The organism is Streptomyces sp. NPDC044571 (assembly GCF_040647115.1).
Taxonomy (GTDB): domain Bacteria; phylum Actinomycetota; class Actinomycetes; order Streptomycetales; family Streptomycetaceae; genus Streptomyces.
This window is the reverse complement of the sequence record NZ_JBEZBN010000079.1, coordinates 1-25,975: the sequence shown is the minus strand read 5'-3', so window position 1 is coordinate 25,975 and position 25,975 is coordinate 1. Positions and strand designations below refer to the sequence as shown.

24 protein-coding genes are annotated in these 25,975 nt (G+C 73.4%); 5 read left to right on the top strand and 19 right to left on the bottom strand.

Translation table 11 applies throughout. From position 1 onward, the window contains the following. Window positions 1–131 precede the first annotated feature (131 nt). The 17 genes from hypE to AB0B01_RS28390 all read right to left on the bottom strand — a co-directional run bounded on the left by hypE (window position 132) and on the right by AB0B01_RS28390 (window position 20,122). Window positions 132–1,193: a hydrogenase expression/formation protein HypE gene (hypE, locus tag AB0B01_RS28470; RefSeq protein WP_361725036.1), complete on the bottom strand. Its 1,062-nt coding sequence runs from the start codon at window positions 1,191–1,193 to the stop codon at window positions 132–134. Window positions 1,194–1,209: 16 nt separating this feature from the next. Further along, window positions 1,210–2,370: a hydrogenase formation protein HypD gene (gene hypD, locus AB0B01_RS28465; protein ID WP_361725030.1), complete on the bottom strand. Its 1,161-nt coding sequence runs from the start codon at window positions 2,368–2,370 to the stop codon at window positions 1,210–1,212. Further along, a complete protein-coding gene (locus AB0B01_RS28460; RefSeq protein WP_361725027.1) occupies window positions 2,367–2,708 on the bottom strand; it encodes a HypC/HybG/HupF family hydrogenase formation chaperone in 342 nt (113 codons plus the stop codon). The genes hypD and AB0B01_RS28460 overlap by 4 nt, the downstream gene beginning before the upstream one ends. Further along, window positions 2,677–5,067: a carbamoyltransferase HypF gene (hypF, locus tag AB0B01_RS28455; RefSeq protein WP_361725024.1), complete on the bottom strand. Its 2,391-nt coding sequence runs from the start codon at window positions 5,065–5,067 to the stop codon at window positions 2,677–2,679. The genes AB0B01_RS28460 and hypF overlap by 32 nt, the downstream gene beginning before the upstream one ends. Then, window positions 5,067–5,933 (bottom strand): hydrogenase nickel incorporation protein HypB, encoded by an 867-nt coding sequence (hypB, locus tag AB0B01_RS28450; protein WP_361725021.1) that lies wholly within the window; start codon window positions 5,931–5,933, stop codon window positions 5,067–5,069. Before hypB ends, hypF begins: the two co-directional genes overlap by 1 nt. A gap of 3 nt (window positions 5,934–5,936) precedes the next feature. Continuing rightward, a complete protein-coding gene (gene hypA, locus AB0B01_RS28445) occupies window positions 5,937–6,371 on the bottom strand; it encodes a hydrogenase maturation nickel metallochaperone HypA (RefSeq protein WP_361725018.1) in 435 nt (144 codons plus the stop codon). A gap of 244 nt (window positions 6,372–6,615) precedes the next feature. Beyond that, a complete protein-coding gene (locus AB0B01_RS28440) occupies window positions 6,616–7,146 on the bottom strand; it encodes a hydrogenase maturation protease (RefSeq protein WP_361725015.1) in 531 nt (176 codons plus the stop codon). Next, window positions 7,143–8,573, bottom strand: coding sequence for a hypothetical protein (locus tag AB0B01_RS28435; RefSeq protein ID WP_361725012.1), 1,431 nt, complete (start codon window positions 8,571–8,573; stop codon window positions 7,143–7,145). The genes AB0B01_RS28440 and AB0B01_RS28435 overlap by 4 nt, the downstream gene beginning before the upstream one ends. Further along, window positions 8,570–9,289: a DUF6084 family protein gene (locus tag AB0B01_RS28430; protein ID WP_361725009.1), complete on the bottom strand. Its 720-nt coding sequence runs from the start codon at window positions 9,287–9,289 to the stop codon at window positions 8,570–8,572. Before AB0B01_RS28430 ends, AB0B01_RS28435 begins: the two co-directional genes overlap by 4 nt. A 4-nt stretch (window positions 9,290–9,293) precedes the next feature. Beyond that, a complete protein-coding gene (locus tag AB0B01_RS28425; protein ID WP_361725006.1) occupies window positions 9,294–9,980 on the bottom strand; it encodes a DUF5947 family protein in 687 nt (228 codons plus the stop codon). Next, on the bottom strand, window positions 9,977–10,516 hold the full coding sequence (locus tag AB0B01_RS28420; RefSeq protein WP_361725003.1) for a hypothetical protein: 540 nt from the start codon (window positions 10,514–10,516) through the stop codon (window positions 9,977–9,979). The genes AB0B01_RS28425 and AB0B01_RS28420 overlap by 4 nt, the downstream gene beginning before the upstream one ends. After that, window positions 10,513–12,297, bottom strand: a complete 1,785-nt coding sequence (locus AB0B01_RS28415; protein WP_361725000.1) for a nickel-dependent hydrogenase large subunit — start codon at window positions 12,295–12,297, stop codon at window positions 10,513–10,515. Before AB0B01_RS28415 ends, AB0B01_RS28420 begins: the two co-directional genes overlap by 4 nt. Window positions 12,298–12,390: 93 nt before the next feature. Next, window positions 12,391–13,446 (bottom strand): hydrogenase expression protein HypE, encoded by a 1,056-nt coding sequence (locus AB0B01_RS28410; RefSeq protein WP_361724997.1) that lies wholly within the window; start codon window positions 13,444–13,446, stop codon window positions 12,391–12,393. A gap of 92 nt (window positions 13,447–13,538) precedes the next feature. Next, window positions 13,539–15,323 (bottom strand): enoyl-CoA hydratase-related protein, encoded by a 1,785-nt coding sequence (locus AB0B01_RS28405; RefSeq protein WP_361725033.1) that lies wholly within the window; start codon window positions 15,321–15,323, stop codon window positions 13,539–13,541. A 291-nt stretch (window positions 15,324–15,614) separates the two neighbouring features. Further along, entirely contained in the window at window positions 15,615–16,229 is a 615-nt protein-coding gene (locus tag AB0B01_RS28400) for an NIPSNAP family protein (RefSeq protein ID WP_361724994.1), read from the bottom strand. Between the two features lie 67 nt (window positions 16,230–16,296). Continuing rightward, window positions 16,297–17,940: a hypothetical protein gene (locus AB0B01_RS28395; protein ID WP_361724991.1), complete on the bottom strand. Its 1,644-nt coding sequence runs from the start codon at window positions 17,938–17,940 to the stop codon at window positions 16,297–16,299. 70 nt (window positions 17,941–18,010) lie between these two features. After that, window positions 18,011–20,122 (bottom strand): hypothetical protein, encoded by a 2,112-nt coding sequence (locus tag AB0B01_RS28390; RefSeq protein ID WP_361724988.1) that lies wholly within the window; start codon window positions 20,120–20,122, stop codon window positions 18,011–18,013. A 312-nt stretch (window positions 20,123–20,434) separates the two neighbouring features. Here AB0B01_RS28390 and AB0B01_RS28385 point away from each other — a divergent pair, with 312 nt between their 5' ends. The 3 genes from AB0B01_RS28385 (at window position 20,435) to AB0B01_RS28375 (ending at window position 22,817) form a co-directional block, all read left to right on the top strand. Beyond that, window positions 20,435–20,791, top strand: coding sequence for a hypothetical protein (locus AB0B01_RS28385; RefSeq protein ID WP_361724985.1), 357 nt, complete (start codon window positions 20,435–20,437; stop codon window positions 20,789–20,791). Window positions 20,792–20,855: 64 nt separating this feature from the next. Then, a complete protein-coding gene (locus AB0B01_RS28380; RefSeq protein WP_361724982.1) occupies window positions 20,856–21,989 on the top strand; it encodes a site-2 protease family protein in 1,134 nt (377 codons plus the stop codon). Between the two features lie 84 nt (window positions 21,990–22,073). Then, window positions 22,074–22,817: a PP2C family serine/threonine-protein phosphatase gene (locus AB0B01_RS28375; protein WP_361724979.1), complete on the top strand. Its 744-nt coding sequence runs from the start codon at window positions 22,074–22,076 to the stop codon at window positions 22,815–22,817. Between the two features lie 22 nt (window positions 22,818–22,839). On the opposite strand, the gene AB0B01_RS28370 is transcribed toward AB0B01_RS28375, so the two are convergent. Next, window positions 22,840–23,676 carry a LysR substrate-binding domain-containing protein gene (locus AB0B01_RS28370; protein WP_361724976.1) on the bottom strand — a complete coding sequence of 279 codons (837 nt, stop codon included), beginning with the start codon at window positions 23,674–23,676 and terminating at the stop codon, window positions 22,840–22,842. A 57-nt stretch (window positions 23,677–23,733) separates the two neighbouring features. Here AB0B01_RS28370 and AB0B01_RS28365 point away from each other — a divergent pair, with 57 nt between their 5' ends. Together AB0B01_RS28365 and AB0B01_RS28360 are read left to right on the top strand one after the other, a co-directional pair. Then, the gene (locus AB0B01_RS28365) at window positions 23,734–24,129 is read left to right on the top strand and encodes a DUF5997 family protein (protein ID WP_361724973.1); all 396 of its coding nucleotides are present in this window, start codon (window positions 23,734–23,736) and stop codon (window positions 24,127–24,129) included. Window positions 24,130–24,264: 135 nt separating this feature from the next. After that, window positions 24,265–24,957, top strand: a complete 693-nt coding sequence (locus AB0B01_RS28360; RefSeq protein ID WP_361724970.1) for a beta-glucanase — start codon at window positions 24,265–24,267, stop codon at window positions 24,955–24,957. Window positions 24,958–24,993: 36 nt separating this feature from the next. On the opposite strand, the gene AB0B01_RS28355 is transcribed toward AB0B01_RS28360, so the two are convergent. After that, window positions 24,994–25,752: a carbonic anhydrase gene (locus AB0B01_RS28355; protein WP_361724967.1), complete on the bottom strand. Its 759-nt coding sequence runs from the start codon at window positions 25,750–25,752 to the stop codon at window positions 24,994–24,996. Window positions 25,753–25,975 lie beyond the last annotated feature (223 nt).

Below are 25,975 nucleotides of genomic sequence, written 5' to 3'. Positions count from 1 at the left end.
TGCGCGGTGGCGGTGGAGCGGGGCGTGGACGCCGTCGTCGCCCCGGCCGCGGTGGTGCGCTCCGGCGCCGCCTTCCTGGGCCTGGACCCGGAGCACCCCTGCGGGCGGCGCGACACGGCGGGCCCGGTGCCTCAGCAGATGCGCGGCAGTTGTTCCCCGATCGGCAGGTCCACCACGCGGGTCCCGCCGAGGCCGGTGCGGGCCACGACCAGCCCGGGATGGGCCTCGACCGCCTCGCCGACCACCGCCGCGTGCCGGCCGAGCGGGTGGGCGCGCATCGCGTCGAGGACCGCGTCGGCGTGCTCGCGCGGAACGAAGGCGACGAGCTTGCCCTCGTTGGCCACGTAGAAGGGGTCGAGTCCGAGGACCGCGCACGCGCCGCGCACCGCCTCGGGGACCGGCACCCGGCTCTCCTGGACGACGACCCCGGTGCCGGAGGCGGCCGCGATCTCGCCCAGGGCCGCGGCCAGTCCGCCGCGCGTGGGGTCGCGCAGGACGTGCAGATCGCGTGTGACGGCGAGCATGGCCTGCACGAGCCCGCCCAGCGGCGCGCAGTCGCTCTCGACGTCCACGCCGAATTCGAGGCCTTCGCGGACGCTCATGATGGCCACCCCGTGGAGGCCGATGTCCCCGCTGACGATGACGACGTCGCCCGGCACGACGCGCTGCGGCCGCAGGTCCACCCCGTCGGGGATCAGGCCGATGCCGGCAGTGTTCAGGTAGATGCCGTCACCGTGGCCGGCTTCCACGACCTTGGTGTCGCCGGTCGCCACCTCCACGCCTGCGGTGCGCGCCGCCGCGCCGAGGGCCTCGGCCACCCGGGCCACCACGGACATCTCGACGCCCTCTTCGAGGATGAACCCGCAGGACAGGTAGGCGGCCCGGGCTCCGCTCATGGCGAGGTCGTTGACCGTGCCGTTGACGGCGAGGTCGCCGATGCAGCCGCCGGGGAAGAACAGCGGCCGCACCACGTACGAGTCCGTGGAGAAGGCCAGCCGGGCGCCGCCCAGGGTCACGGCGGCCGAGTCGCCGAGCTGGGCGAGGACCTCGCCGCCGAAGGCGGGAGCGAAGACGTGCTGGACGAGCTCGGCGGACAGCGAGCCCCCGCCGCCGTGGCCCATGACCACCCGCGGGCGGTCGCGCAGGGGGGCCGGACAGGTCCAGCCGGTGACGTCCAGTGCGGGGTCGGACACGGTGTCGGACGCGGTGTCAGGCAACGGGGCTCGCCTCCAGCGGCTCGGACCCGGCCGGGGCGGGGGCCCCGGCCTTCCGGGCGGTCGTGATCTCCAGACGCCGGTAGAGGTAGTACGCGGCGCACGCGCCCTCGCTGGAGACCATCGTGGCTCCGAGCGGGGTGCGCGGGGTGCAGGTGGTGCCGAAGGCCTCGCACTCGTGCGGTTTGATCAGGCCCTGGAGGACCTCGCCGCTGCGGCACTCGGCGGGCTCCTGCGTGGTGATGTCCGTGACCGAGAAGCGGTGTTCGGCGTCGTAGTCCCGGTAGCGGGGGGAAAGCCGCCAGCCGCTGCGCGGGATCACGCCGATCCCGCGCCATGCGCGGTCGGTCACCTCGAAGACGTCCTCCAGCATGGCGAGGGCCGCCGGGTTCCCCTCCGGGCGCACGGCGCGCGCGTACGCGTTGTCGACGGTGTGCTCGCCGCGTTCCAGCTGCCGTACCGCCCGGCGGACGCCTTCGAGGATGTCCAGCGGTTCGAAGCCGGTCACCACGATCGGGACGCGGTGGCGGGCGGCCAGTTCGGGGTACTCCCCCATGCCCATCACGCTGCAGACGTGCCCGGCGGCGAGGAAGCCCTGCACCCGGCAGCTCGGCGAGGTCATGATCGCCTCGATGGCCGGGGGCACCCGCACGTGGGAGACGAGCAGGCTGAAGTTCGGGATGCCGAGCTTCTTCGCCTGGTACACCGTCATGGCGTTGGGGGGTGCGGTGGTCTCGAAGCCGATGCCGAAGAAGACCACCTGGCGGCCGGGGTTCTGCTGCGCGATCCGCAGGGCGTCGAGCGGAGAGTAGACGACCCGTACGTCTCCGCCCTCGCTGCGGACCTGAAAGAGGTCGCGGCCGGTGCCGGGGACGCGGAGCATGTCACCGAAGGAGCAGAAGACGACATCCGGCCGCGAAGCGATCTCCAGGGCCTTGTCGATGACCTCCAGCGGGGTCACACACACCGGGCAGCCCGGCCCGTGGATCAACTCCAATTGTTCGGGCAGCAGTTGGTCGATCCCGTGTCTGATGATGGTGTGGGTCTGGCCGCCGCAGACCTCCATCAGCGCCCAGGGCCGGGTCACCGTGGCGTGGATGTCGTCGAGCAGCCTGCGGGCCAGCTCGGGGTCCTGGAACTCGTCGATGTACTTCACTGCTGCCGTGCCTCCTGTGGTGCGTCCCCGGCCGGAAGTCCGTCGGCGAAGGGCCAGTCCTGGGCGCCCGCCTCGGCGGCAGCCCGCTCCCAGGGGTCGCCGAACTCCTCCTGGAGCATGCCGAGCTGGGCGAAGAGTTCGAGGGTCTGTCGGGCCGACTCCTCGTCCAGGCGCTGGAGTGCGAAGCCGACGTGGACGATGGCGTACTCGCCCACCTGGAGGTCGGGCAGGTACTCCAGGCACACCTCCTTGACCACTCCGCCGAAGTCGACGGTCGCCATGCGGGTGCCGTCCTTCTCCCCGATGTCAAGCACTCTGCCGGGTACCGCCAGACACATGGCCCTCTCCTTGCTGTGGGTGGTGCGGTGCGCAGGCCGCCACCATGAGCTGGCCGAGGGCCAGCCCCCCGTCGTTCGGGGGGACGCGGTGGTGGCGCAGAACGGTGAAGCCGCGCTCGCGCAGGACGCTCGCGCATGCGGACGAGAGCAGGGTGTTGGCGAAGACCCCGCCGGTGAGGGCGACGGTGTCGAGGCCGTGCCGCTCGCGGGCCAGGGCGGCCCACGTACCCACCAGGGCGCCGACCGCGTGGTGGAAGCGGGCCGCGATGACGGGAGCCGGTGTGCCGGCGCGCAGATCGGCCACCACCGAGGCGAGGACGGGCCCCGGATCCGCCGTGACCGGGTCCCGGCCGGGGAGGCCGACGGGCTGTGCGGGGCGCAGGGCGAAGGCGTAGCGCTCCCCGCCCGGCTCGGCGCGGGCCGCCGACAGCGCGGCGGACTCCAGCTCGACCGCGGCCTGGGCCTCGTACCCGGCGAGGTGGCACACCCCGGCCAGGGAGGAGACCGCGTCGAAGAGCCGCCCCATGCTGGAGGTGGGCGCGCAGTGCAGGTCCCGCTCCAACTGGCGTCGCAGCACGTCCAGCTCCCGCGGCGGACAGGCCGCCACACAGGGGAGGTCCGGTGACCAGTCGATGCCCGCCGCCCACAGGTGTGCCAGGGCCATCCGGTAGGTCCGCCGTACGGAGGCGTCCCCGCCCGGCAACGGCACGTATCCGAGGTGGCCGAACCGGCGGTACCCGGCGTAGTCGGCGACGAGGGCCTCCCCGCCCCACACCGCGCCGTCGTCTCCGTACCCGGTGCCGTCGAAGGCGATGCCGATCACCCGGGCCGTGCCGTCGAGGCCGTGCTCGGCCATCGCGGAGGCGACGTGCGCATGGTGGTGCTGTACGCGGACCAGGGGTCGGGCCCCGGCAGTGCGCCGGGCCCAGCCGGTGGAGCGGTAGCCCGGATGCCGGTCGGCCGCGAGGAGCGCGGGGGTGACACCTGTGATGGACTCCATTTGCTGCTCGGCGCGTTCGAAGGCGTACTGGGTGGCCAGGTCGTCCATGTCGCCGATGTGCGCGGACAGCCATGCCTGGCGGCCCTCGCCGAGGCAGAAGGTGTTCTTGAGGTCTCCGCCGACGGCGAGGGAGGGCGGGACGGGCAGCGGCAGGGCCAGGGGCAGCGGGGCGTGGCCGCGGGAGCGGCGTACGGTCAGCGGTTCCCCGTCACACACGCGGACGACCGAGTCGTCGCAGGGCACGTGGATGGGGCGGTCGTGCGTGAGCCAGGCGTCGGCGAGGTGGCCGAGCCGCTCCAGCGCCTCGGCGTCGTCGGTGACGATGGGCTCGCCCGACAGGTTGCCGCTGGTCATCACGAGCAGGCGCGGGCCGGGCGGGTCCCCGGGAAGCCCGAACAGCAGATGGTGCACGGGGGTGTACGGGAGCAGCACGCCGAGGTCGGGACAGCGCGGGGCGACCGCGTCGGCCACCGTGCGGTCGGCCGCAGGGCGGCGGCGCAGCAGCACGATGGGCCGCACCGGGCCGATGAGCAGGGCGCGTTCCGCCGGGCCGAGCTCGACGAGGCCCTCGATGTCGGTGAGGGCGGCGGCCATCACGGCGAACGGCTTGTCCCCGCGCGCCTTGCGGCGGCGCAGCTCGGCGACGGCCCCGGCCTGGCCGGCGTCGCAGGCGAGGTGGTAGCCGCCCAGGCCCTTGACGGCGAGGATCGCGCCCTCGGCGAGGAGCCGCCGGGCCCCTGCCACCGGGTCGGCGTCCGCCGCCTCGCGCGGGGGCGTGCCGGTCAGGAGCCGCAGCCGGGGTCCGCAGGCGGGGCAGGCCACGGGCTGGGCGTGGAAGCGCCGGTCGGTGGGGTCGGCGTACTCGCGGGCGCAGTCGGAGCACATCGGGAAGCGGGCCATGGTGGTGTGCGCCCGGTCGTACGGCAGGCCGGTGACGATGGTGAAGCGGGGGCCGCAGTGCGTGCAGGTGATGAAGGGGTGCCGGTGGCGCCGGTCGGCCGGGTCCGCGAGCTCGGCCAGGCAGTCGGCGCAGGTGGCCACGTCCGGGGAGACGAGGGTGCGGGCGGGGCCGCCGGAGCGGGAGGCGACGATGGTGAAGCCCGCGCCACCAGCGGGCGGGACCTCGCAGTGGTCGACGGCGTCGACGACGGCCAGGGGCGGTGCCTCGGCCGCGAGCCGCTCGCAGAAGGCCGAGACGGCGGCGGCAGTGCCCTCGACCTCGGCGACGACGCCCTCCGGGGTGTTGGTGACGTGCCCGGCGAGGCCGAGTCCGGTCGCGCGGGTGTAGACGTACGGCCTGAAGCCCACGCCCTGGACCACGCCCCGGACCACGACCCGCCGGCGCTGCACGGCCTCCATCAGCGGGTGGGTGCCGCGGCCGGGCGCGGGGGGAGCGGCTGGGCGGGGTCTCCGTGGTCGTGGCCGTGGTCGTGGTCCTCGCCGCCGTGGTCGTGGCCGGGGTCGGCGCCGCCGTGATCGTGGTCGTGGCCGCCGTGATGGTGGTCGGGGCCGCCGTGTACGTGCGGCGCGGTGGTCCGCTGCCGGGCCATGACCGGCGTGTGCACGGCTCCTCCCTCGCCGGCCGCCAGCGCCCGGTCCACGAGCAGCCCGGCTCCCTCACCGGTGCGCGCTGAGGTCAGGACCACCTCCACCCCGGGGTTGACCTGCTGGACGTGGGCGCGGAAGGCGGCCTCGTCGAACTCCACGGCCTGCGCGATGTCGGTCTTGGTGACCACCACCAGCTGGGCCAGGCCGAACGCCGTGGGGTACTTCAACGGCTTGTCCTCGCCCTCCGTCACGGAGGCCAGGACCACGCGCAGTGACTCGCCGAGGTCGTAGGAGGCCGGGCAGACGAGGTTCCCGACGTTCTCCACGAACAGCAGCCGGGTCTCCTGCGGCAGCCAGCCGTCCAGGTGCCGGCCCAGCATCCCGGCCTCCAGGTGGCAGAGCCCGTCGGTGAGCACCTGCTTGACGGGTGCACCCGAACGCGCCAGCCGCACCGCGTCGTTCTCGGTGGCGAGGTCGGCGGTCAGGGCGGCGACGGCGATGCCCCGCTCCCTCGCCAGGCCGAGTTCACGCTCCAGCAGGGCCGTCTTCCCGCTGCCGGGGCTGGACAGCAGGTTCACCACCGTGGTGCCCCGGGCTGCCAGATCGGCCCGCAGGCTCTGCGCGAGCGAGTCGTTCTTGGCGAGGACCGCCTGCTTCAGGTCGACCACACGGCACATGGTTCAGCGCTCCTCGGGGATCGGTTCACGGGTGCGGGCGGCGAGGGCAGGAGCCGGGGCCGGGGCCGGGCCGACGGCTTCGGCCGGGCCCTCTTGCCAGCACACGTCGAGGATCTGCAGTTCGCGCCCGCTGATCAGTTCGACGCCGGTCGCACGGTCGCAGTGGGGGCAGGCCAGCCGCGGCGGCATGCCGACCGCCCAGTCCTGCGCACAGGAACCGCAGCGGGCGCGGGCGGCCACCGGTTCCGTGACGAGCTCCGCTCCTTCGAGGAGCGTTCCGGCACAGACGAGTTCGAAGCAGAAGGCGAGGGCGTCCGGGACGACCCCGGCCAGCTCCCCGACCTGGAGCCGGACCGAGGTGACCGTGCTCGCGCCGCCTGCCTCGGCCGCTTCCTGCACCTGGCTCACCACGGCCGTCGCGATCGACATCTCGTGCATGGGTCTCCGTCCTGCCGTGCCTCATTAGACCGGGCGGCGACGGACCGGGCGGTCGGGCACGCCGACGCGCCGCCGCCCCGTACGCCGTTCGGGCGCCGGGGCGGTTCCGGGCGGCAGGCCGCGGAGTCACATCCGCCGGATGCGCAGGTACCGCTTGAGGTCGGGGAGCGTCACCGCCAGGACGGCGGCGAGGGCGACGGCGGCGGCCGTGGCGCCGATGAGGGACTTGTTCACGGGATCCTCCTCAGGTGGCTGTGGCGTTGTGTTCCTCGTCGAGCGGCTCCGCGTCCGGTTGCCGGACCAGGTCGTGGACCATCCGTACGGCCTCCGGCACGGCGGCGGCCACCGGGGCGCTGAGACCCATTCCCTCGTCCACGCGGCCGGGTTCGCAGCCGACGACCCAGATGCGCCGGGGCGGGGTGCCGCCGGCGCCCTCGCACAGGGTGGCGAGCAGGGCGAGGACGGCGTCGGGCGACATGTGGTGCCCGTCGAGCACGGCGCTCTGCGGGGATACGGATCCGGGTTCGGGCGCCTCGATCAGGTACAGGGTGCCGGGGGCGCCGCCCCGGGCGGTGGCGTCGACCAGGACGAGCGTGTCGTACCCGTCGAGGAGCTGGTAGGCGAGGTGGACCCCGCGGACGCCGATGTCCGCGACCTCCACATGCGCGGGCAGCGGCCGGCCGGGCTCGCGGAGCTTTCGGACGGTCTCGACGCCGAATCCGTCGTCGCCGAGGAAGACGTTCCCGATGCCGGCGACCAGGGTCGAGCCTCTCACGCGTCCTCCAGCGGGGTGACCTCATCGGGCTGGAAGTACAGGAAGCGGCCCTGCTCCCGGCGGATGTCGGCACCCGGATCCCCTTCGACGGTGACCGCGAGGTGCACGCCGCCGTCGACGTCGTGGAGGACGGCCTCGACCCGGGCGCTGCACCCTTGGAGGAACAGGTCCTGGGCGTCGCTGCGGCGCAGGCCCGGCCGCAGCAGGACGCGGCTGCCCGGACCGACCGGGGTGCCGTCGACGAGGATCCGGTCCCGCGAGGGGTCGGCGGTGTCGTCGCGGGCCGGGTCCCACCAGGGGGTGTCCTGCCGGAACACGGTGTCGTCGTGCGGGAGTTCCCCGGGGGGAGGGGCCGTCGGCGACGCCGGTCCGGTGATCTCGCGCAGGGCCCGGACCGCGCCGTGCAGGCGTTCCAGCACCTCGGGAGGCATGGAGTCGGCGAGGTCGATCACGGCGGCGGCACGGGGGTCGGTGCCGCGGGCCTCGCGCTTCTCCTGGTCGGTGAGGGCCGCCGTGCGCAGCGCGAGGATCTCGTCGATCTCGGTGGCGTCGTACATGGCCCCGGCGCTCTCGGGGGCGATCGCGGGGTGGTCCTCCAGGATGATCGGAGAGGACAGGACCACGTCGGCGCGGCCGTTCTCCCCGGCGAGGACCGGCCAGGTGTGCTGGTTGGCGCAGGCGGCGACCACGCCCTTGGCCCATTCGGGCGGGTCGGTCATCGAAAGGAAGGATCCGGCGTCCAGGCAGAGCAGGAGGTGGGCGGCGACGAGCGCGCGCGGGATCGCCTCCTCGCGGTCGGCTCGCCCGGCCGCCTCGGCCTTCGGATCCCAGGCACTGGTGTTCTCCACCACGGCGGTGAGCTTCAACGCCCGGTACGGCAGGGTCAGTTCCTCGGCCCGCAGCCGCACCACCCCGTCGATCCGCTCGGTGCGACGCACCACGCGGCCGACGCTGCGCCCGGCCGCGTCCAGGACGGGCTCGGTCTCCTCGCGGGCCGGCCGGGCGAAGGGCAGGCAGACCTCGCCCGCCTCCAGTTCGGCGACGCGCACGCTCATCTCGACCCGCTCCTCGGTTCCCTCGTCCCAGGGGACCAGCACCCGGTCGGGCAGGTGGAGTTCGGCCACGGCCGCGAACGTGCCGTCCTCGCGGGCCTCTTCGACGGTGCGCCGCTGTGCGTGCAGGAAGCGCGCCTCGACGTGGACGGTGGCGTCGCCCCTCGGCTCCATCACCAGTTCGGTCCGCTGGAAGCAGTGCTCGCCGTGGGCGGAGCCCCAGGCGGGCGGCACCAGCACTCCGAACTGCCAGCGCAGCCGGTTCTTCGCCGCAGAGGCCCGGTACGGGTACAGCACGTACCCCTCGAACAGGACGGCGTCGGCCACCTGCCGGACGGCGGCGAAGCGGGAGGCGGGCAGGGTCGTCGTGGTCACGGCGCCGTCCTTCCGGTGGCGGTGGCCCGCGGCAGTACGGCGCCCGCCCAGGCGGGGTCCGGGGAGGGGGCCGGGGGTCGTGGCGCGGTGGACTGCGCCGCGTCGAGCAGGGCCCGTACGGTCGCCTCCCAGGAGGCCAGCGCGTGCCGGGAGCGGTAGGCGAGGAGGTCCGCCATGGTGTCGCGGGGCAACCGCAGCCAGCCGCAGCCGGGGAAGTGCTGCTCGATCATCTCCCGCCACACCGCCACGGGCATCCGGTACGAGGCTTCGCGGTCCCAGGGAACGGGCTCCACGTGGAAGCCCCCGGCTCCGGTGAAGGCGGTGCCGGAGAACAGCATCAGCAACGGCGCCTCGCCCTCGTCCAGGGCGCTGAGGTAGCGGCCGGCGGCGATGTCCATGTCGTAGGTGCACGGCACGACGACGTCGGTCTCGGTCTCCCCGGTGAAACCGGGCACCATCACGGCGACCTGGGCGAACTGGACGGGCTTCAGGGAGGTCCCCCAGCGGGAGCGGTCCCCGAACAGGTCCTGGAGCGCCTCGGCCTCGTCGGGTCCGTAGCCGCGCCGGGCCGGTTCGATCCGCAGTTGGCAGCGCAGCGCGAGGGCGTGGACGCGGGTGCCCTCGGAGGCGGTGATGCGCAGCCGGAAGACGAGGGTGGGGCCCGCGGCGTAGGGGTCGGCGCGCACCCCGGTGCAGGTGAAGGTGAAGTCCGTCATGGTTTCAGCTCCCCTCCCGCGCGGTGCCCGCCGGTGCGGCCGCCACCTTGGCGCGCCGCTCGACCTGCTCGAAGAAGGTCCGCAGGGCGGCGCGGGCCTCGGCTCCCCCGTCGAAGCCCTGCCACAGCAACCGCATCCGCCCGACCAGCTCGTAGCAGATGTCGATGGGCACCAGGTAGCACGCGGTGCGGCCCTCGGAGCGGCGCAGCAGCAGCGCCTCCACGTCGGGTTCGAGGAGCTCGGCCAGCCGGCCGGCGCCGAGTACGCTCTGCCAGGTCTGCGGGTCGAGTTCGCTCTCGGTGGCGCCTGCGGGGCTCGGGTAGAGGGCGACGAGTCGGTCGAGTGCGGCGTTGCGGAAGAAGAACGCGACGCCGACGGGGATCTGGAGGAGGTCCCACGCCGTGTCGTCGAGCCGGTGTCCGGGGTCGGCGAGGTAGCGGTCCGGTACGGTGCGGAACCGTCCCGCCCCCGCGCCCGGCCGGTCGAACAGCAGGGCGCAGGGGGTGCAGGCGCAGACCAGGGCCCGCTTCTCGGTCTCCACGAGGTGGCGGTGGCCGTCCTCCGGCACCACCACCCCGCACAGTTCGCAGGTCTCCGGGCGGGGCGTGCGGGGGCCGGTGAAGCGCCGCAGGCCGCGGCGCGGGACGTCCGGGCGCACGGCCGCAGGGGCCCGTCCGTGGGAGGCGCTCACGGCACGCGCACCGGGCTCTGCGGGCGGCTGCCGATCTGGAGCAGCGGCGCGGGCGGCCGGCCCTCCTCCAGTTCGACGGCGCTCACCTCGGGGGCGAAGCAGGCGAGGGCGTCCTCGACGGCCTGCCGCGCCGCACCGGCGTCGCCGCTGCCGCAGCCGCAGCCGCCGCTCGGGGCGGCCCGCAGCTGCAGGGTGCCGGAGGCCGGGTCGAAGCCGACGAGTTCGAGGGGGTCCCGTACGGACTTCAGGGCGCGGCCGATCCGGGTGTGCACGTCCTCGGGGTTCAGGTCGTGCAGGGCGAGGAGCCCCGCGACCAGGTCGTCGTCGAGCATCGCGGTGAGGGCGCCCTGGCCGGCCGGGCCCTCGCCAAGCCGTTCCACGATGCGGGCGAGGCCCGCGCCGTAGAAGTCCATGAGCACGCGGACCAGTTCCTCGGCGCCCGCGCACGCCTCCCGGTCGCCGGTGGCGGCCAGCCGTTCGAGGACCTCGTCGACCCGCCGGCCCGCCTGCCGTGCGTCGGTGACCGCCGCGCTCATCCGCCCAGTCCGCTCAGGCCGGTGGGCACGTGCATCTGCTTGACCGTCTGGCCGCCGCCCACGTACATGTGGACGCCGCAGGGCAGACAGGGGTCGAAGCTGCGCACGGTGCGCATGATGTCGATGCCCTTGAAGTTCTCCGGGGGGTTCTCCTCGAAGATCGGGGTGTTCTGCACGGCGTCCTCGTACGGTCCGGGGGTTCCGTAGGTGTCGCGGGTGCTCGCGTTCCACGGGGTCGGCGGGTAGGGGTGGTAGTTGGCGATCTTCCCGTCGCGGATGACCATGTGGTGCGAGAGGACGCCGCGCACGGCCTCGGTGAAGCCGACGCCGATGGACTCGTCCGGCACCTCGAACTTCTCCCAGGTCTGGGTGCGACCGGCGCGGACCTCTTCCAGGCCCATCTCGGCGCAGTGCAGCGCGATGGCCGCCGCGTACGCCTGGAAGTAGGTGCGGGCGCGGTTGCGTTCCAGCGCGTTGCTCCACCGCGGGATCTTCCACTCGAAGGTGGTCTCCGGCTTGGTCATCGTGCGGGGCAGGTTGATCACGACGCTGTGGCCCGTGGCCTTGACGTAGCCGACGTCGACGAGCCCGGACAGGGCGGTGGACCAGAGGCGGGCGATGGGGCCGCCGCCGGTGTCGAGCGCGAGGTGCTCGGTGCCGTCGAACCAGCGGGGCGACATCACCCAGCTGTACTTGTCGTCGAAGTTGCGCTTCTGCGGGACGGGGATGGTGTGCTGGTTCCAGGGGTGGCGGGGGTCGACCGGGTTGCCGAGCGGATCGTTGCGGACGAACTGCTCCTGGCCGGCCCAGTCGTCGTAGTAGGAGCTGCCCAGCAGGATGCGGATGCCCAGGTTGATCTTGGTCAGGTCGTTGGTGACGAGTTTGCCGTCGACGATGATGCCGGGGGTGACGAACATCCGCCGTCCCCAGTCGCTCATGTTGGCGTAGGTGAAGTCGCAGTACTCGGGGTCGTTGAGCGCGCCCCAGCAGCCCAGGAGGACCCGGCGGCGGCCGACCTCCTCGTATCCGGGCAGGGCCTCGTAGAAGAAGTCGAAGAGGTCGTCGTGCAGGGGTACGACGCGCTTCATGAACTCGACGTACTTCATGAGGCGGCTGAGGTAGTCGGTGAAGAGCTGGACGGAGGCGATGGTGCCGACGCCGCCCGGATAGAGGGTGGAGGGGTGCACGTGGCGGCCCTCCATCAGGCAGAACATCTCGCGCGTGTAGCGGCTGACCTGGAGGGCCTCGCGGTAGAACTCGCCCTCGATGGGGTTGAGGGAGCGCATGATGTCCGCGATGGTGCGGTAGCCGTGGTCGCCGGCGTGCGGGGCCTCGGTGCGCTCGGCGAGCTCCAGGACTCCCGGGTTGGTCTCGCGGACCATCTTCTCGCAGTAGTCGACCCCGACCAGGTTCTCCTGGAAGATGTTGTGGTCGAACATGTACTCCGCCGACTCGCCCAGGTTGATGATCCACTCGGCGAGGTGGGGCGGCTTGACCCCGTAGGCCATGTTCTGCGTGTAGACGGAGCAGGTGGCGTGGTTGTCACCGCAGATGCCGCAGATGCGGCTGGTGATGAAGTGCGCGTCGCGTGGGTCCTTGCCGCGCATGAAGACGCTGTAGCCGCGGAAGACCGACGAGGTGCTGTAGCACTCGGCGACCCGTTTCTGCTTGAAGTCGATCTTCGTGTGGATGCCGAGACTGCCCACGATCCTCGTGATCGGGTCCCAGGCCATCTCCACCAGGCCGCTGCCGTCACCGGCCGCCTTCGTCTTCGGTGCCATTTTGTCTGCCGTGACCCTTCTTGGAGGCGCGAGCTGGACGTTCTTGGAAGCGGGACGGCGGCCCGGCCGGGGGGGGTGCCGGGCCGGATCACGTCACCAGGGCGGGCGGTAGCCGGTGGTCAGCCGCTCGCCGGTGTGGCGCCACTTGGGCTCCTGGTCCACGGTGTGCGCGGTGATCGAGCGGAGCTTGCGGACGACCTTCCCGTAGACCCCGCTGGCGGCGCTGGAGACCGTGGCGCCGGGAGGCTCGTCCATGAACGGCATGAACTTGTCGGGGAAGCCGGGCATCGTGCAGGCGATGCAGATGCCGCCCACGTTCGGGCAGCCGCCGATGCCGTTCATCCAGCCGCGCTTGGGGACGTTGCACTTGACGACGGGCCCCCAGCAGCCGACCTTGACCAGGCACTTGGGCGAGTCGTACGTCTCGGCGAACTGGCCCTGCTCGTAGTAGCCGGCCCGGTCGCAGCCCTCGTGGACGGTGGCACCGAACAACCAGGTGGGGCGCAGTTTGTCGTCGAGGGGGATCATCGGGGCGGAGCCGGCGGCCTGGTAGAGCAGGTAGGTCAGGGTCTCCGAGAAGTTGTCCGGCTGGATCGGGCAGCCCGGCACGCACACGATCGGAATGCCGGCATGCGACTTCCAGTCCCAGCCCAGGTAGTCGGGGACTCCCATGGCGCCGGTCGGGTTGCCCTCCATCGCGTGGATGCCGCCGTACGTGGCGCAGGTGCCGATCGCGACGACGGCGAGGGCCTTGGGCGCCAGGCGGTCGATCCACTCGCTGGTGGTGATGGGCTGGCCGGTCTCCGGGTTGTCACCGAAGCCGCACCAGTAGCCCTCGGGCTTGATGTTCTCGTTGGGGATCGAGCCTTCGACGACGAGCACGAAGGGGTCGATCTCGCCGCGTTCCCCCTTGAAGAACCATTCGATGAACGTGTCCGCGCCGCCGACCGGACCGCACTCGAAGTCGATGAGCGGCCAGTGCACGGCGATTTTGGGCAGGCCGGGGAGGACGCCCATGACGATTTCCTCGATGCTGGGCTGCATCGCCGCCGTCAGGGACACGGAGTCGCCGTCGCAGCTCAGTCCGGCATTGATCCAGAGGATGTGGATCGGGGGGTCCTCTACCGTGCTCGGCATGGGTGCACCCATGAGGATCGCTCCTTCGGGAGGGATGCGGGGGGGGACGAACGGGAGGTGCGGGGTGGCGGACGGGGTTCCGCGCGGTGGCCCCACCCTTCTTGCTAGCAGTCGGCCGGGCCCGACGCCCTGTCATGTGCGGCCGGTCCAGTGATCCTGGCGCGGCGGTGGGGCGGCGGTGCGGTCCGCCGGCCGGGCACGGCTTGCGCCAGGTGCGGCGGGGTGCACCCGGGCGTTTCCTTGCGGACGAAGGCGCGGCGCAGCGCGTGGTAGGGGGCCCCGGGGTCGAAGAAGGTCTCGCGCATCCGGGCCAGCTCGGCCTCCCGGTAGGCGGCGAGCGGCCTGACGGACTCGTCCACGTCCCGCTGCGTCTTCTTGCCGGCGATGCGGTACCGCGTGGCGGAGGCGTTCGCCAGGCGGGCGGCGAGGCGGGCGGTCTCCCCGGCGAAGTCCTGCGGGGCGCAGGTGATCGTACGGTCGGCCAGCCCGAGCCGCCGGGCGGCGGCGGCGCAGACCGGCATGGCCTCGGACATGAGGCGGTGGGCGAAGGCGGCCCCGGTGCGGCGGGGCAGGGTGTACGTCCAGTACTCCGAGCCGTACAGGCCCATCAGCCGGTAGTGCGGGTTGAGTACCGCTCCGGAGCGGCACCAGACCTCGTCCGCGGCGAGCGCGAGCATGGCACCGCCTGCGGCCGCGTTGCCGCCGAGGGCGGCGACGACCAGCCGGTCGGTGGTCGTCAGCACGGCCTCGACGAGGTCGTCCATGGCATTGATGTTGGCCCAGGACTCCGCGGCGGGGTCGGCGGCGGCCTCGATGACGCCGAGGTGGATGCCGTTGGAGAAGAAGTCGCGGCCGCCGCCCAGGACCAGGACGGAGGTCGGGCGGGAGCAGGCCTCGCGGTAGGCGGCGAGCAAGCGCCGGCAGTGCGTGGTGCTCATGGCGCCACCGGGGAAGGAGAACGACAGGAAGCCGACGCCGCCCTGTTCGCGGTAGCCGATGTCCGACCAGGTGCGCCGGGCCGGGCCGGCGTCGGCGTCCAGCGGGGCAGGCAGTTCCGGCAGCGGCGGCAGGGACCGCAGCCGGTCGCCGAGGGCGAGGACCGCGGGGAGTTTCACGGGGGCGGCTTCCCCGGGGGCCCGCCGGGCCCGCAGCTCGGGGATCCACACGGCCCCGTCGACGGTGGCGCGGCAGACGGCGCCCGCGCGGGTGGCCAGGAGCTCCCCGGGCCGCCCGCGCAGCGAGTCCTCGGGATGCCCGCCGTGCAGGTACCACTCGGCCCCGAGCAGCTCGTCCAGGACGCCGGGGCGGGAGTCGGCGGCGCGCAGGGTGCGCACGACGCGTTCGGTGGGGTCCTGGTTCCAGTCGATCCGGCGCAGCTCCTGGCGCAGGTAGGGCCGGGCCCGGCCGGGGCCCTGGGGCTGGGGGACGTGGGTGCCGGAGGCGAAGCGTTCGACGGCTGCGAGTACGGCGGTGAGGGCCGCGTCGGCGATCTCGCCGCGGTAGGCCTCGCTCTTGCCGACCGGGGGCAGCGGGCAGTCGGCGAAGGCCCAGACGTCGCCCGCGTCCATCTCCGCCTCGGCTTGGAGGACGGTGACGCCCCATCGCGTGGTGCCTTCGCCGATGGCCCAGTCGAGTGAGGAGGGGCCCCGGTCGCCTACGGGGCCGGGGTGCACGATCAGGCAGGTGCGGGTGGACCAGACCTCCGCCGGGATGGCCGTGGTGAGCATCGGGGCGAGGACGAGGTCCGGCTGGTGGCGCTCGACGGCCTCGGCGAAGGAGGTCCCGGGCAGGACGAGTTCCACGGCCACGCTGTGGCCGTGCTCCCTCAGCTCAGCGTGGACACGCTGGGTGAGGCTGTTGAACGCGCTGGCGGCGAGCAGGATGTGCACGTGGTCTCCCATGCGTCCGGACCCTCGGCCTTCGGCAGCCGGAGCAGGCCGGGCCGGGCCGGAGGCGATCGTCGGCCACGGCGGTCCGCGCGGCGGCGAGGCCTACGGGGGTGTCACCCGGACGTGGCGCCTTCGGCGGCCACCTGGTGGAGGGAGTGGGGGCCGTACGGATGCGGCCGGTCCCGGCTGCGGACGGGCCCCCTGGCGGCCCCGCGCATCGACGCTGGACCCGGCCGCGCCGGCCGACGAGCTGGAGCGGGTGGCGCGCCTCGGCGGCCGAGCCACCCGCGCTCAGCCGCCCTCCGCGGCTGCGGCGACCGGCCGGAGCCGCAGGTGCCGCGGGGGTGCGGCCAGGTGGGCCGAGAGGTCCGGAAGCGGCGGTGGGGCCTCGCCCCGGGTGAACCAGAGCAGGACGTCCTCACCGGTGCGGACGGGCAGCGCGGGGAAGTCGTTCTCCGCGTGCTCGGTGCGATGGACCCCCGCGGGCGGAGCCCCGGCGGCCGCGAGCGCCGGCCGGAGGCGGTGCTCGAAGTACCCGGCGAAGGCGGCGGCGTCCCGCGGGTGGCAGAGGGTCACCGTCACCGGCGCGGCTCCTGCCGGGGCGGTGAAGCCGGGACCCCGCAGCAGGAGCACGTCGTCCGAGTCGAGCATGGTGGCGTTGGCCCGGTCGCGGTGCTCCTGCCAGACGGGCCCGGAGTAGAAGGCGTGCAGCGAGTGGTACCGCTGCTCCATGTCGGGGAAGCCCCGCAGCCAGACGAAGCGGTCCGGGTCGTCCATGTCCCGGAACCGGCCGCCCAGCGTGATCCCCACTGCCTGCTGCCCGGTCACGAACTCCCGCTCGAAGAGCTCGACGAGCGTGTCCCGGGCGCCGGGGCGGAGGGTGTACTGCCGCAGTTCGACGATCATGCGCGGCAGGCTAGCTCTCCTCCCCTGACACCTCCTGTCAGTGGATCGGTCTTGCCGGTGGGTCGGCTCAGCAGCCGGGCGCGCCCGTGCCGCCGCGCTGCGGCAGGCTCAGGTTGGGGGCGGAGTTGGGCCAGGTCAGGGTGACCGTCTTCGTCGTTCCGTCCGGATTGAGCTGGACGATGGGGGCGGGCTTGCCGACCGGATTGCCGTCGGCGCCGAAGGAGAGCCAGCCGCTGGCGCCGGGGAGCATCTGCGCGCAGTAGAACTGGTGCAGGATGCCCGTCTCCAGGCCCGGGTTCTTCAGGCCGGCCTCATCGTGCCGGGCGGCACTGATCGCGGCCACGGCGGCGTCGTGCGTCAGCATCGCCTGCCCGCTCGCCAGGTCGGCGGGGTCGAAGGACAGCGCCTCCACGTTCCCCTGGGCGGCCAGGGGCTGCTTCGTGCACGGATCGGGCCGCCCGGTGAACGCCGACCAGAACTGGTCGTAATTGCGCTTGGCGTCCGACCCGGGGCATTCGGTGCCCCATTCGTCGGGGCTGGCCAGTGCGGTGTACGCGACCGTGACCCGGCCGGAGGCCACACCTGCCAGCACCGCGTCGTCGCGGATGGCCTCCGAGGCGTCGTCCCCGACGAGGATGCGCAGTTGGGGGATGCCGCAGGGGGCGCCCTGCACCCAGTTCTGGATGAATGCCCCGAGGTCGCGGCCGCGTCCGGCGAAGTAGACCACGGACGGCGCCGCCTGGCAGAGGTTGGCGTGCATCAGGTTGAACTGCTGGATCAGGTAGTCCTGGCGGCCCGCGCCGCTGGTCAGGCTGCGCGGCGAGGTGTACGGCAGCACCGTCACGGTCCGGCCCGGTGCCTGGAAGCGGGTCTTGGCCTCCGCCGCCAGTGTGGCCGTGTAGTCGTCGCCGGCGACGCTGTCGGCCACCACGGCGACCGAGGAGACGGCCGGGCGCAGCCCGGACACGTACTGGTTGGCCGCGATCACGGAGTCCGAGTTGGTGGGCGAGACCCGGAACATGTCGGGGATCGGGCGCTTGCCCGCGGGATCCGCGGGGTCCAGGTTCATCGAGTTGCCCGTGACCGTCGATCCGATCACGGGGATGTGCAGTTCGGCGGAGATCGCGGCGGCGGCCTGCCGGGTCTGCTCGGTGCTCTGGCCGAGGCCGACGACCGCCGAGATGTGTTCGGAGGCCGCGTGTTTCTTCACGCGGTTCACCGCCTCCCGCCAGGAGCCGTACTGGCTGCCCATGTTGGCCAGGTACAGCTTGACCCCGGGGGTGCTGCCGTACGCCGCCGTGTTGTTGGCGCGCCACACGGCGGCCACGGCTCCCTCGATGTTGGGGTAGAGCGAGTCGTAGGTCAGGGAGTCCACGTCGGCGACCGGCGAGAAGTTGAGCATCATCACCACGCTGGTGGAGGGCCCCCGCACCGCCTCGTTGGACTTCCGGACCGTCTCCTCCAGCCGGCGCATGCGGGCGGGCTCGCCCTTGGTGAAGGCCGTGCTGTCGAGGTTGACCCCGACGCACGCGGAGGGGGAGCCGGCGGCGGTCATCCCGGCCCCGCAGGAGAGGGCGGGCGGGAACAGCACCGGGTAGGCCCGTATCCCTCCCAGCACGGCACCGGTCAGGACGGCGAGGACGGCGATCAGCGACAGCACCGGATGGCGGCGCAGCCGGCCGAACCGGGGGTTGCGGACACCTGCGGACATGAACACTCCTAGCGGTACAGCGGTACGCCCGGCACGCCGGCGGCGTGGCCCGGCACGGTCACCGACAAGGTCAGGCGAAGAGCGCGCCCGCCTGCTGGAGGGCGCTGACATCCAGCAGTCGGGAGTTGTGGGAGAGGCGTTCGAAGCCCTCCTCGATCTGCGCGTCCCAGCGCCGGTTGTGCTCGGTGAGCGGATCGTTGTAGAGCCACAGCAGGGCCAGGAGTTTGGCCGTGGCCACGGACACGACGTCCCGGCCGCTCTCCTCGATCCCGGTCAGGAGCAGGGCGTACGCCTCCTGCGCGGACCGCTCCTGGACCAGGCGGCACGGAGCGGACGCCAGGTAGTCCAGGAGGCGGACCCAGGCGCGGTGGTCCCGGTCGAAGCGGCCCGCCAGCGCTTCGGCCACGGCGGAGAACCGGCCGAGGGCCAGGTCGTAGAAGAGCTGCTGCTCCTCCCTGGCCGCCGTCCCGGAGCCGTTGAGGGAGCCGGTGAGTGAGGCGAGGGCCCGCGCCTGGCCGGTGAACACCCGGTCCCAGGGCTCCGGGGCGGGCGGCGCGTCGGGGGTGGCGGCGGGCGCCTCGGCGGGCGCGGCCGAGGAGAGGGCGGTGAGCAGGCAGCGGCTCAGCCAGGGGTGCAGGACGGGCGGTCTGTCGGCCTCGCCCCAGCCGACCTCCCGGATACGCGAGGGCCGGTGGAAGAAGGTGCTGACCCACAGGTTGCGGCGTAACAGTTCCAGGCTGCGGGGCAGGTCGGCCACTTCCACCGGTACCCGCGGATCGTCGGCGGTGCGCATGTCGGCCAGGTAGGCCGCCGCGAGGACGACGGGCGGCGGGGCGCCCGGGCGCATGCCGGGCGCGGCCAGCCCCTCGGGGAGGCAGGCCTCCAGGGCGTGCGACCACAGCGGTCTGCCGTCCGTGCCGAAGGCGGCGGACAGGGGTCTTTCGCGTACGGCGGCGTCCGCGTCCGGCGGGGTGCTCTCCCGCTGGTCCTGGAGGGCGATGGCGGCGCCCCAGTGGCCGCCGGTGAGGGCGTGGGTCACGGACGCCGGCAGGGCCGGAACGAGGGCCGCGGCGTCGTCGGTGACGTACGAGACGTGCTCCTCGGACATCGGGTCGAGCCACACCGGATACCAGTAGTGCGCCGCCGAGGCCGGATCGGGCCCGCCGGCCCGCTCCTCCTCCCGGGTCCACCGCATCCGGGTGGCGCGCGAGAAGAGGGGCACGCGGCGCTGCGGGGTGTCCGCGAGCGGGGTGGTGCGCCACGGCTCGCACCAGCGGGTGGTCCACTCCGGCTGCCACTGGTCGCACGCCGCCAGCACGACGAGCGGATCGGCGGCGGCGCCCGGCTCGCTCTGGCCGTTGCGGATGCGCGCGGCGACGAGGGCGGTGAGGAAGCGCCGCCCGGCGGGGGTCTGGGCGCCGTCCACGAGGAGGACCCAGGCATGGTCGTGGCGGCCGCGGTCGCCGCGCCCGGCCGGCACCTCGCACGAGCAGGAGGACCGCAGTGCGGGATGGCGTTCCGCCTGGTCCTTCGCGTCGGCGAGGAAGGCCGCCAGCAGCGGCCCCACGGCCGCCGACCGCGAGGCGGAGCTCAGCCGGATCAGGGCGTCCACGGATCCGGCGGCCTCCGCCTCCGGTATGCCGACGTGCCAGCGCAGCGCGTCGCGCAGCCCCCACCGGGCGGTGCTCTGCAGCAGCGAGCCGATCACCGGGCGGGCCCCGTCGCGTACGGCCGCGACCACTTCCCGGGCCTGCCCCGACACCAGCGGACTGAGCGCGCCGGTCGCCACGATGTCCATCGTGGCGTCCACGGCCTCTTCCAGCCGGCTGGCGAACCTGCCCCGGCGGGTGCCGCGCGTGTACTCCTGGATGAGTCCCCTGATCTGGTCCGTGGCGCGGGCGCGGTCCGGCTCCAGGTTCTCGTTCAGGGCCAGCAGCCCGAGCCCGAAGCGGTGGAAGACCGGGCTGCGGCGCAGCGTGTCCCAGCCTCGCATCATCTGGAAGGCCACGAGGGCGGCCGCGGACACCGGGTCCAGCGGGTTCTCGTGGAAATCGAGATGGGCGTGCACCACCGTGGACCCGCACCCCTGCGACAGGGCACGCAGCATGCTCGTCTTGCCCGACTGCCGCGGACCGAGCAGCGCCACCACGGGCTGGAGCTGGTCCGGATACCGCCAGATCATGTGCCGAAGAAAAGCGTCGGTCCCCTGCGCCCGACTCGTCTCCCCCGTTGCGTTCACCATTCCCCGCCCCCCAACCCGGCTGCGACGCACGCGCCGACGACACGGAAGGTAACACCGGGAGGACCGGGAGCGACGGGGATCCCCGGATCTTCTGCACCTCACTTCCGACGCCGCGTCAGATGTGCCGGAGCCGTCCGCCGGGGCGGCGGGTGCGCACCCGCCTCGGAGCCCGTTCACCGATCTTGAGCGGCTATTCTGCATCCGCCCCGGCGCGCAGCCGGACGGCCCGCACCGGACGAGATGGAGCCCCCGATGGACGTGCAGCACTTCGAGCGGATCACCGCCTTCATCGAGGCGCGGCTCACCCCGGTGTTCGACGAGGGCACCGGCAGCGAACGCGGCTTCGCGATGGACGACACCTCCCGTGCGCTGCGCGCGCTGCGCAACGCGGTGCTGGAGGCATCGGCGGTCAAGGGGCTCATCGAGCAGCGGGCCACCGCGGAGCCTTCGCTGCGCCGGGTCATCGACCAGTCGGTGGAGCACCACTGGGACGTGCTGCGGGGCATCGCCCGGCAGTGGGAGGACCACGGGGACTTCGTACGCGAGTTCAAGCGCCACGCGTGGGAGCTCGACGAGGCGCTGAGCACCCCGGCCGCGTCCGAGGGCTGACCTGCGCGGGCTCCCGGGGCGACACTGGGGGTGGTACCGGCTGCCGGGGGCGGAGGTGACGTCGATGAACGGGTCGATCCGCATCGGACGTGTGGTCGGGGTGCCGCTGCGGATGCACTGGAGCGTGCCGCTCCTGGTGGTCTTCTTCGCGTACGGTCTCGGCCGCCGGACGCTGCCTGTGTGGACCCCCGGGCAGTCGGACACGGTCTACACCCTCGCCAGTGCCGTGGGCGCCGTCCTGCTCATGGGGAGCCTGCTGCTGCATGAGGCCGCCCACGCCGCGACCGCCCTCAGGAAGAAGATCTCCGTCCAGGACGTGACCCTGTGGGCGCTGGGCGGCATGACGCGGATGGGACGGCCGCAGAACGCCTCGGCGGCCTTCGCGGTGGCGGTCAGCGGGCCCCTCACCAGCCTGGTGACCGGCGGGGCCGCGCTCGGCGCGGGGATCGCGCTGCACCCCCTGTCCGGCTGGGCGGTGCCGGCCGCGGTGCTGGTGTGGCTCGGCTGGACGAACCTGTTCCTCGGCGTCTTCAACCTGCTGCCCGCCGCCCCGCTCGACGGGGGCAGGGTGCTGCAGGCGCTGCTGTGGTGGCGTACGGGCGACCGTGAGCGGGCGGACCGGGCGGCCTCCCGCAGCGGGCAGGTGGTGGGCGTACTGCTGGCCGGCTTCGGCTGGGTCACCTTCCTGCGTGGCTCCTCGGGCGGGCTGTGGCTCGTCTTCGTCGGCCTCTTCATCACGGTCGTCGCCGGTGCGGAACGGCAGAACGCCGTCCTGCGCACGGCGCTGGAGGGAGTGCGGGTCGCCGACGCGATGACCGCTCCCGTGGTCTCGGGCGCCGATTGGCTGAGCGTGCGGCGCTTCATCGACGAGGTGGCCGTGGAGTCACGGCACTCCCTGGTGCCGCTGCTCGATTTCGAGGGGCGGCCCAGCGGGATCGTGCACCTGCGCAGGCTGGCGGCCGTCCCGGAGGGACAGCGCGAGACGCTGCGCGTACGGGACCTGGCGACCCCGCTGGCGCGGTGCGCCGTGGCCGGCCCGCAGGAACTGCTCGCCGAGGCCCTGGACCGGCTGCGCCCGGGAGCCGGGCTGCCGTTCCTGGTGGTGGACGGGGGCCTGCTGGTGGGGATCGTCACCGGGAAGGACATCTCCCGGATGATGCGGCGGCACACCCTCGGCGGCGGACGCGGCCCCGGCTGAGCCAGCGGCCGGGCGCCGGTGGCGGGACAATGGCTGTGGGCTGTGGGACGCCTGCCGGTTCCTGCAGAGAGGCGGGTCTGTGCGATGCCGTACGTGGCCGTGAGCGCCTTGAGCCATCCCGGGCTCCTGCGCGAGCAGAACGAGGACAGCCTCGTGATCGGGCCGTGGACGCTGTGCGCCACGGTGACCCAGAACCCGCAGACGTTCGTCTTCCCGCTCGGTGTACCGCTCGTGGTCGCGGTCGCCGACGGCATCGGCGGACAGCCGGCCGGGGAGGTGGCCAGCGCCCTTGTCGTACGGCAACTGGCGGCGCTCGGGCCGTCCTTGGACAGCGAGGGTGCCGTCCAGGAGGCGCTCGCCGTATGCAACCACGCGGTGTTCGCGGCCGCGGACAGCGATCCGGAGCTGGCGACCATGGGGACCACGGTCGCGGGCACCGTCGTACTCCCCGAGTCGCTGATCGCCTTCAACGTGGGCGACAGCAGGGTGCTCGACGCGAGCCGCGAGGGGCTCCGCCGGGTCAGCGTGGACGACAACCCGCCCCTGGAGCCGGGGCAGCGCACCACCTCGCTGCTCACCCAGGCGCTCGGCGGGGCCCGGCAGCCCGCCGGGATCACCCCGCACGTCACGACCCGGCCCCTCGCGGCGGGAGACCGCTACGTCGTGTGCACGGACGGGCTGACCGACACGGTGCCGGACGAGGAGCTGGACGAGCTGCTGCGGGTACACGACGACGGGAAGGCCGCCTTCGAGCTGTGGCGGGCCGCCATCGAGGCCGGCGGACCGGACAACATCACGCTCGCCGTCGTACGGATCAGCGCGGACTGACGTGCGCACCTGCACCGCTCGGCTACGGCCGGCGGCGCGGTTTGCCCGCCTTGCCGCTCCTGCCGGCTTGGCCGCCCTTGGCACCGCCCTTGCCCGCCTTGGCGCCGCCCTTGGCCCCCTGACCGCCCTTCGCTCCCCCGGCACCGCCTCGCGGGTTCTTGCCGGCCGGCTTGCCGACGGGCTCCGGGCGCTTGCGCTGCTTCGGCTGCGGCGGGGTCGGCCCGCGGCCGCGGGTGCTGTTGACCGTCCGGCCGCGGACGATCCCGATGAACTCCTCCACCAGGTCGGTGGTTTCGTCCTCGCGCCAGGACAGCGCGACGCGGGATGCGGGGGCGTCGGTGACCGGCCGGTACGTGAGGTCCCTGCGGTGGTGCAGGCGGGCGAGGGACTGCGGGACGACGAGGACGCCCACTCCGGCCGCCACCAGTTCGACGGCGTCCGCCGTGGTCTCGGGGCGCTCGATCGCGGGCAGGCCGGGCAGCTGCTCCCAGGCGAGGGTGTCGTCTAGGGGGTGCAGCACGATCTCGTCGGCCAGGTCCTCCGTGGTGATCTCCTCGACCGCCGCGACGAGGTGGTCCTTCGGGACCACGACGACCGTGGTCTCGGTGTAGAGGGGGATGGCGCTCAGGCCGGTGCGGTCCATCGGCAGCCGCACGAGACCCGCATCGGCGCCGTTGTCCCGCAGGACACCGGGAGCCTCCCCGGCGGTGACCTGGAGGAGGGCCAGCGGGGTGTCCGGCAGGCGCTCGTTCCAGACGCGCACCCACTTGCCCGGCGTCACGCCCGGGACGTACGCGAGCCGGAACGGAGGAGCCGGCGGAGCGGGAGGAGATGCGGGGGATGCTTCCGAGCCTGTCACCCGGCCAGGTTACCGGCCGTGGTCAGGAGTAGCGCACATGCTCGATATCCTTGACCCATGACGTCGCACAAGACCACCCAGACCATGAAGCCCGCCACCGCGGCGAAGAAGCTGGGTGTGTACCTAGAGGCCACCCCCGCGGAGTTCCAGGAGGGCACCGTCTCCCGCGCCGAGCTGAACGCGCTCCAGGTCGACCCGCCCGCGTGGCTCCAGGAACTGCGGCGCAACGGCCCGCACCCCCGTCCGGTGGTCGCGGCCAAGCTCGGCGTCTCCATCGCCGGTCTCGCCCGGGGCGGGGTCACCGAGGCGCTCACCACCGAGCAGATCGAGGCGCTCAAGCAGGAGAACCCGGAGTGGCTGCAGAAGGAGCGCGCCACCCAGGCCGAGGTGCGCAAGGAAGCCGTGCGCATCAAGGAGAAGCAGGCCGAGCGCGCGGAGCGGCAGAGCCAGTAGGACCGGCGCACCGCCGGTGGCACCGGACGGCGCAGAGGCGACAGGGCGGGGCGACACGCCGGTAAAGCGGCAAAGCCGGAGAAGAAGGCGAAGATCGTCGGAATACGAGCTCTGCCGGACGGGCAGAGCTGCGGCGTGATCTCGCAATTCCTCGCCCTGTTCACGCGCCGCGCGGCCCGCGGCGCACTCGTCTTCTCAGCCGACTTCGACTCCACGACCCGATGGGTCGCCGGCCGCTCCTGGGCCTATCCCGACGGCGGCCCGGTCAATCCGGGCGACAACAAACTCGATCACCTCGTCGACGACCCCTCGTACAGCCGCACCGGCACGTTCCGGGCCACCCGGCGGCCGGACGGCAACTGGGACGCCGGGCTGCTGACCACGGAGGGCAGCGAAGAGGGCTTCATGCTCCGTGCCGAGGACGTCCTGGAAGCCCGAGTCCGGCTTCCCGAGGGGATGGGCGCCTGGCCCGCGATCTGGACCTGGCGGGACGGCGGCCAGGAGGTCGACGTCTTCGAGTACCACCCGGACAACCCGGACCTGCTGGAACTCTCCAACCACGTGCGGGGAGGCTCGCACCACTTCCGGGACGCCTCCGCCGTACAGCCGGGCGCCTGGGTCGACCTCAAGGTCAAGTTCGGTGCGAACTCGGTGGTCTGGTGGGTGAACGGCACCCGCGTCTTCGCCGACCGCAAAGGGGTCGGCCGGCGCTGGCGGGCATACCTCATCGTCAACCTGTCCGTGTGCGCGGGCCGCTACCACCCGGCTCCCGACCCGGACGTCTCCGAGCTCTCGTACCAGGTGTCGGACCTGAGCGTGTACCGCTGACCGGCGCCCCGCCGCGTACCGGCGGGGCGTAGCGGGTCACCGGAGCGTACGCACCCGCTGGTCCCGGAGCTCGTAGCGGGCGGCGACGACGGCCAGCCGACCGGCGGCTATCCGGTCGGCCAGGTCGGGTTCGGCGGCGAGCAGGCCCCGGGTGCGGCGGGCGTGCGCGTCGATGGTGGCGTCGACGCGCGCCGCGCCCTCCAGGCCGTGGTCGATGGAGGGCCGGATCCGTTCGGCGAGGTACTGGATGTGGGCGGGCAGCTGCTCGCCGGTCTCGTCCGCGTGGACGGCGGCGCCCACGGCCCCGCACGACTGGTGGCCGAGGACCAGTACCAGGGGGATGTCCAGTTCGAGGACCCCGTACGCGATGCTGCCGAGGACGGCTTCGTCCAGTACCTCGCCGGCCGAGCGGACGGTGAGCAGATCGCCGAGGCCCTGGTCGAAGACGAGCTCCGGGGGGACCCGGGAGTCGACGCAGCCCAGCACGACCGCGAAGGGGTGCTGGGACGTGGTGAGCTGGAGCCGTACCGACCGTGACTCGTGCGGGTGCTGCTGCCGGTAGGTGCGCCAGCGCCGGTTGCCCTCGGCGAGCCGACCCAGGGCCTGGTCCGGGGTGAGGGGGCGGTCGGCCGGGTACCCCGGCTCGGACCCGGCGTCCGGCGGCGCCGCGGAGGCGGGGAAGACGGAGCCGAGGGCGAGTACGGACCCGGCGGCCGCCGAGCCGGCCACGGCTGCGCGCAGCAGGCCGCGCCTACTGGGTGAAAGGGTGTGCGATGTCTGTGTGTTCGAATGCATCGCGGGACGGTATCCCGGCTGCGGGGCTGCGGGCCCCCGGCGCGGGGGAAATGGCCGGGAGCCCCTGGGATCCGGCCGGATCAAGACGCATGTCCCACGATGTGGACAGTGGGCGGCCCGGGGGGCGCCCGGCGGCCGGGGCCCCCGGCCCCCCCGGGGCGGCCCCCGCCCCGCCGCCCCGGGGGCGAGGGGGGCGCCCCCGGGCCCCGCGGCCACGGGGGGC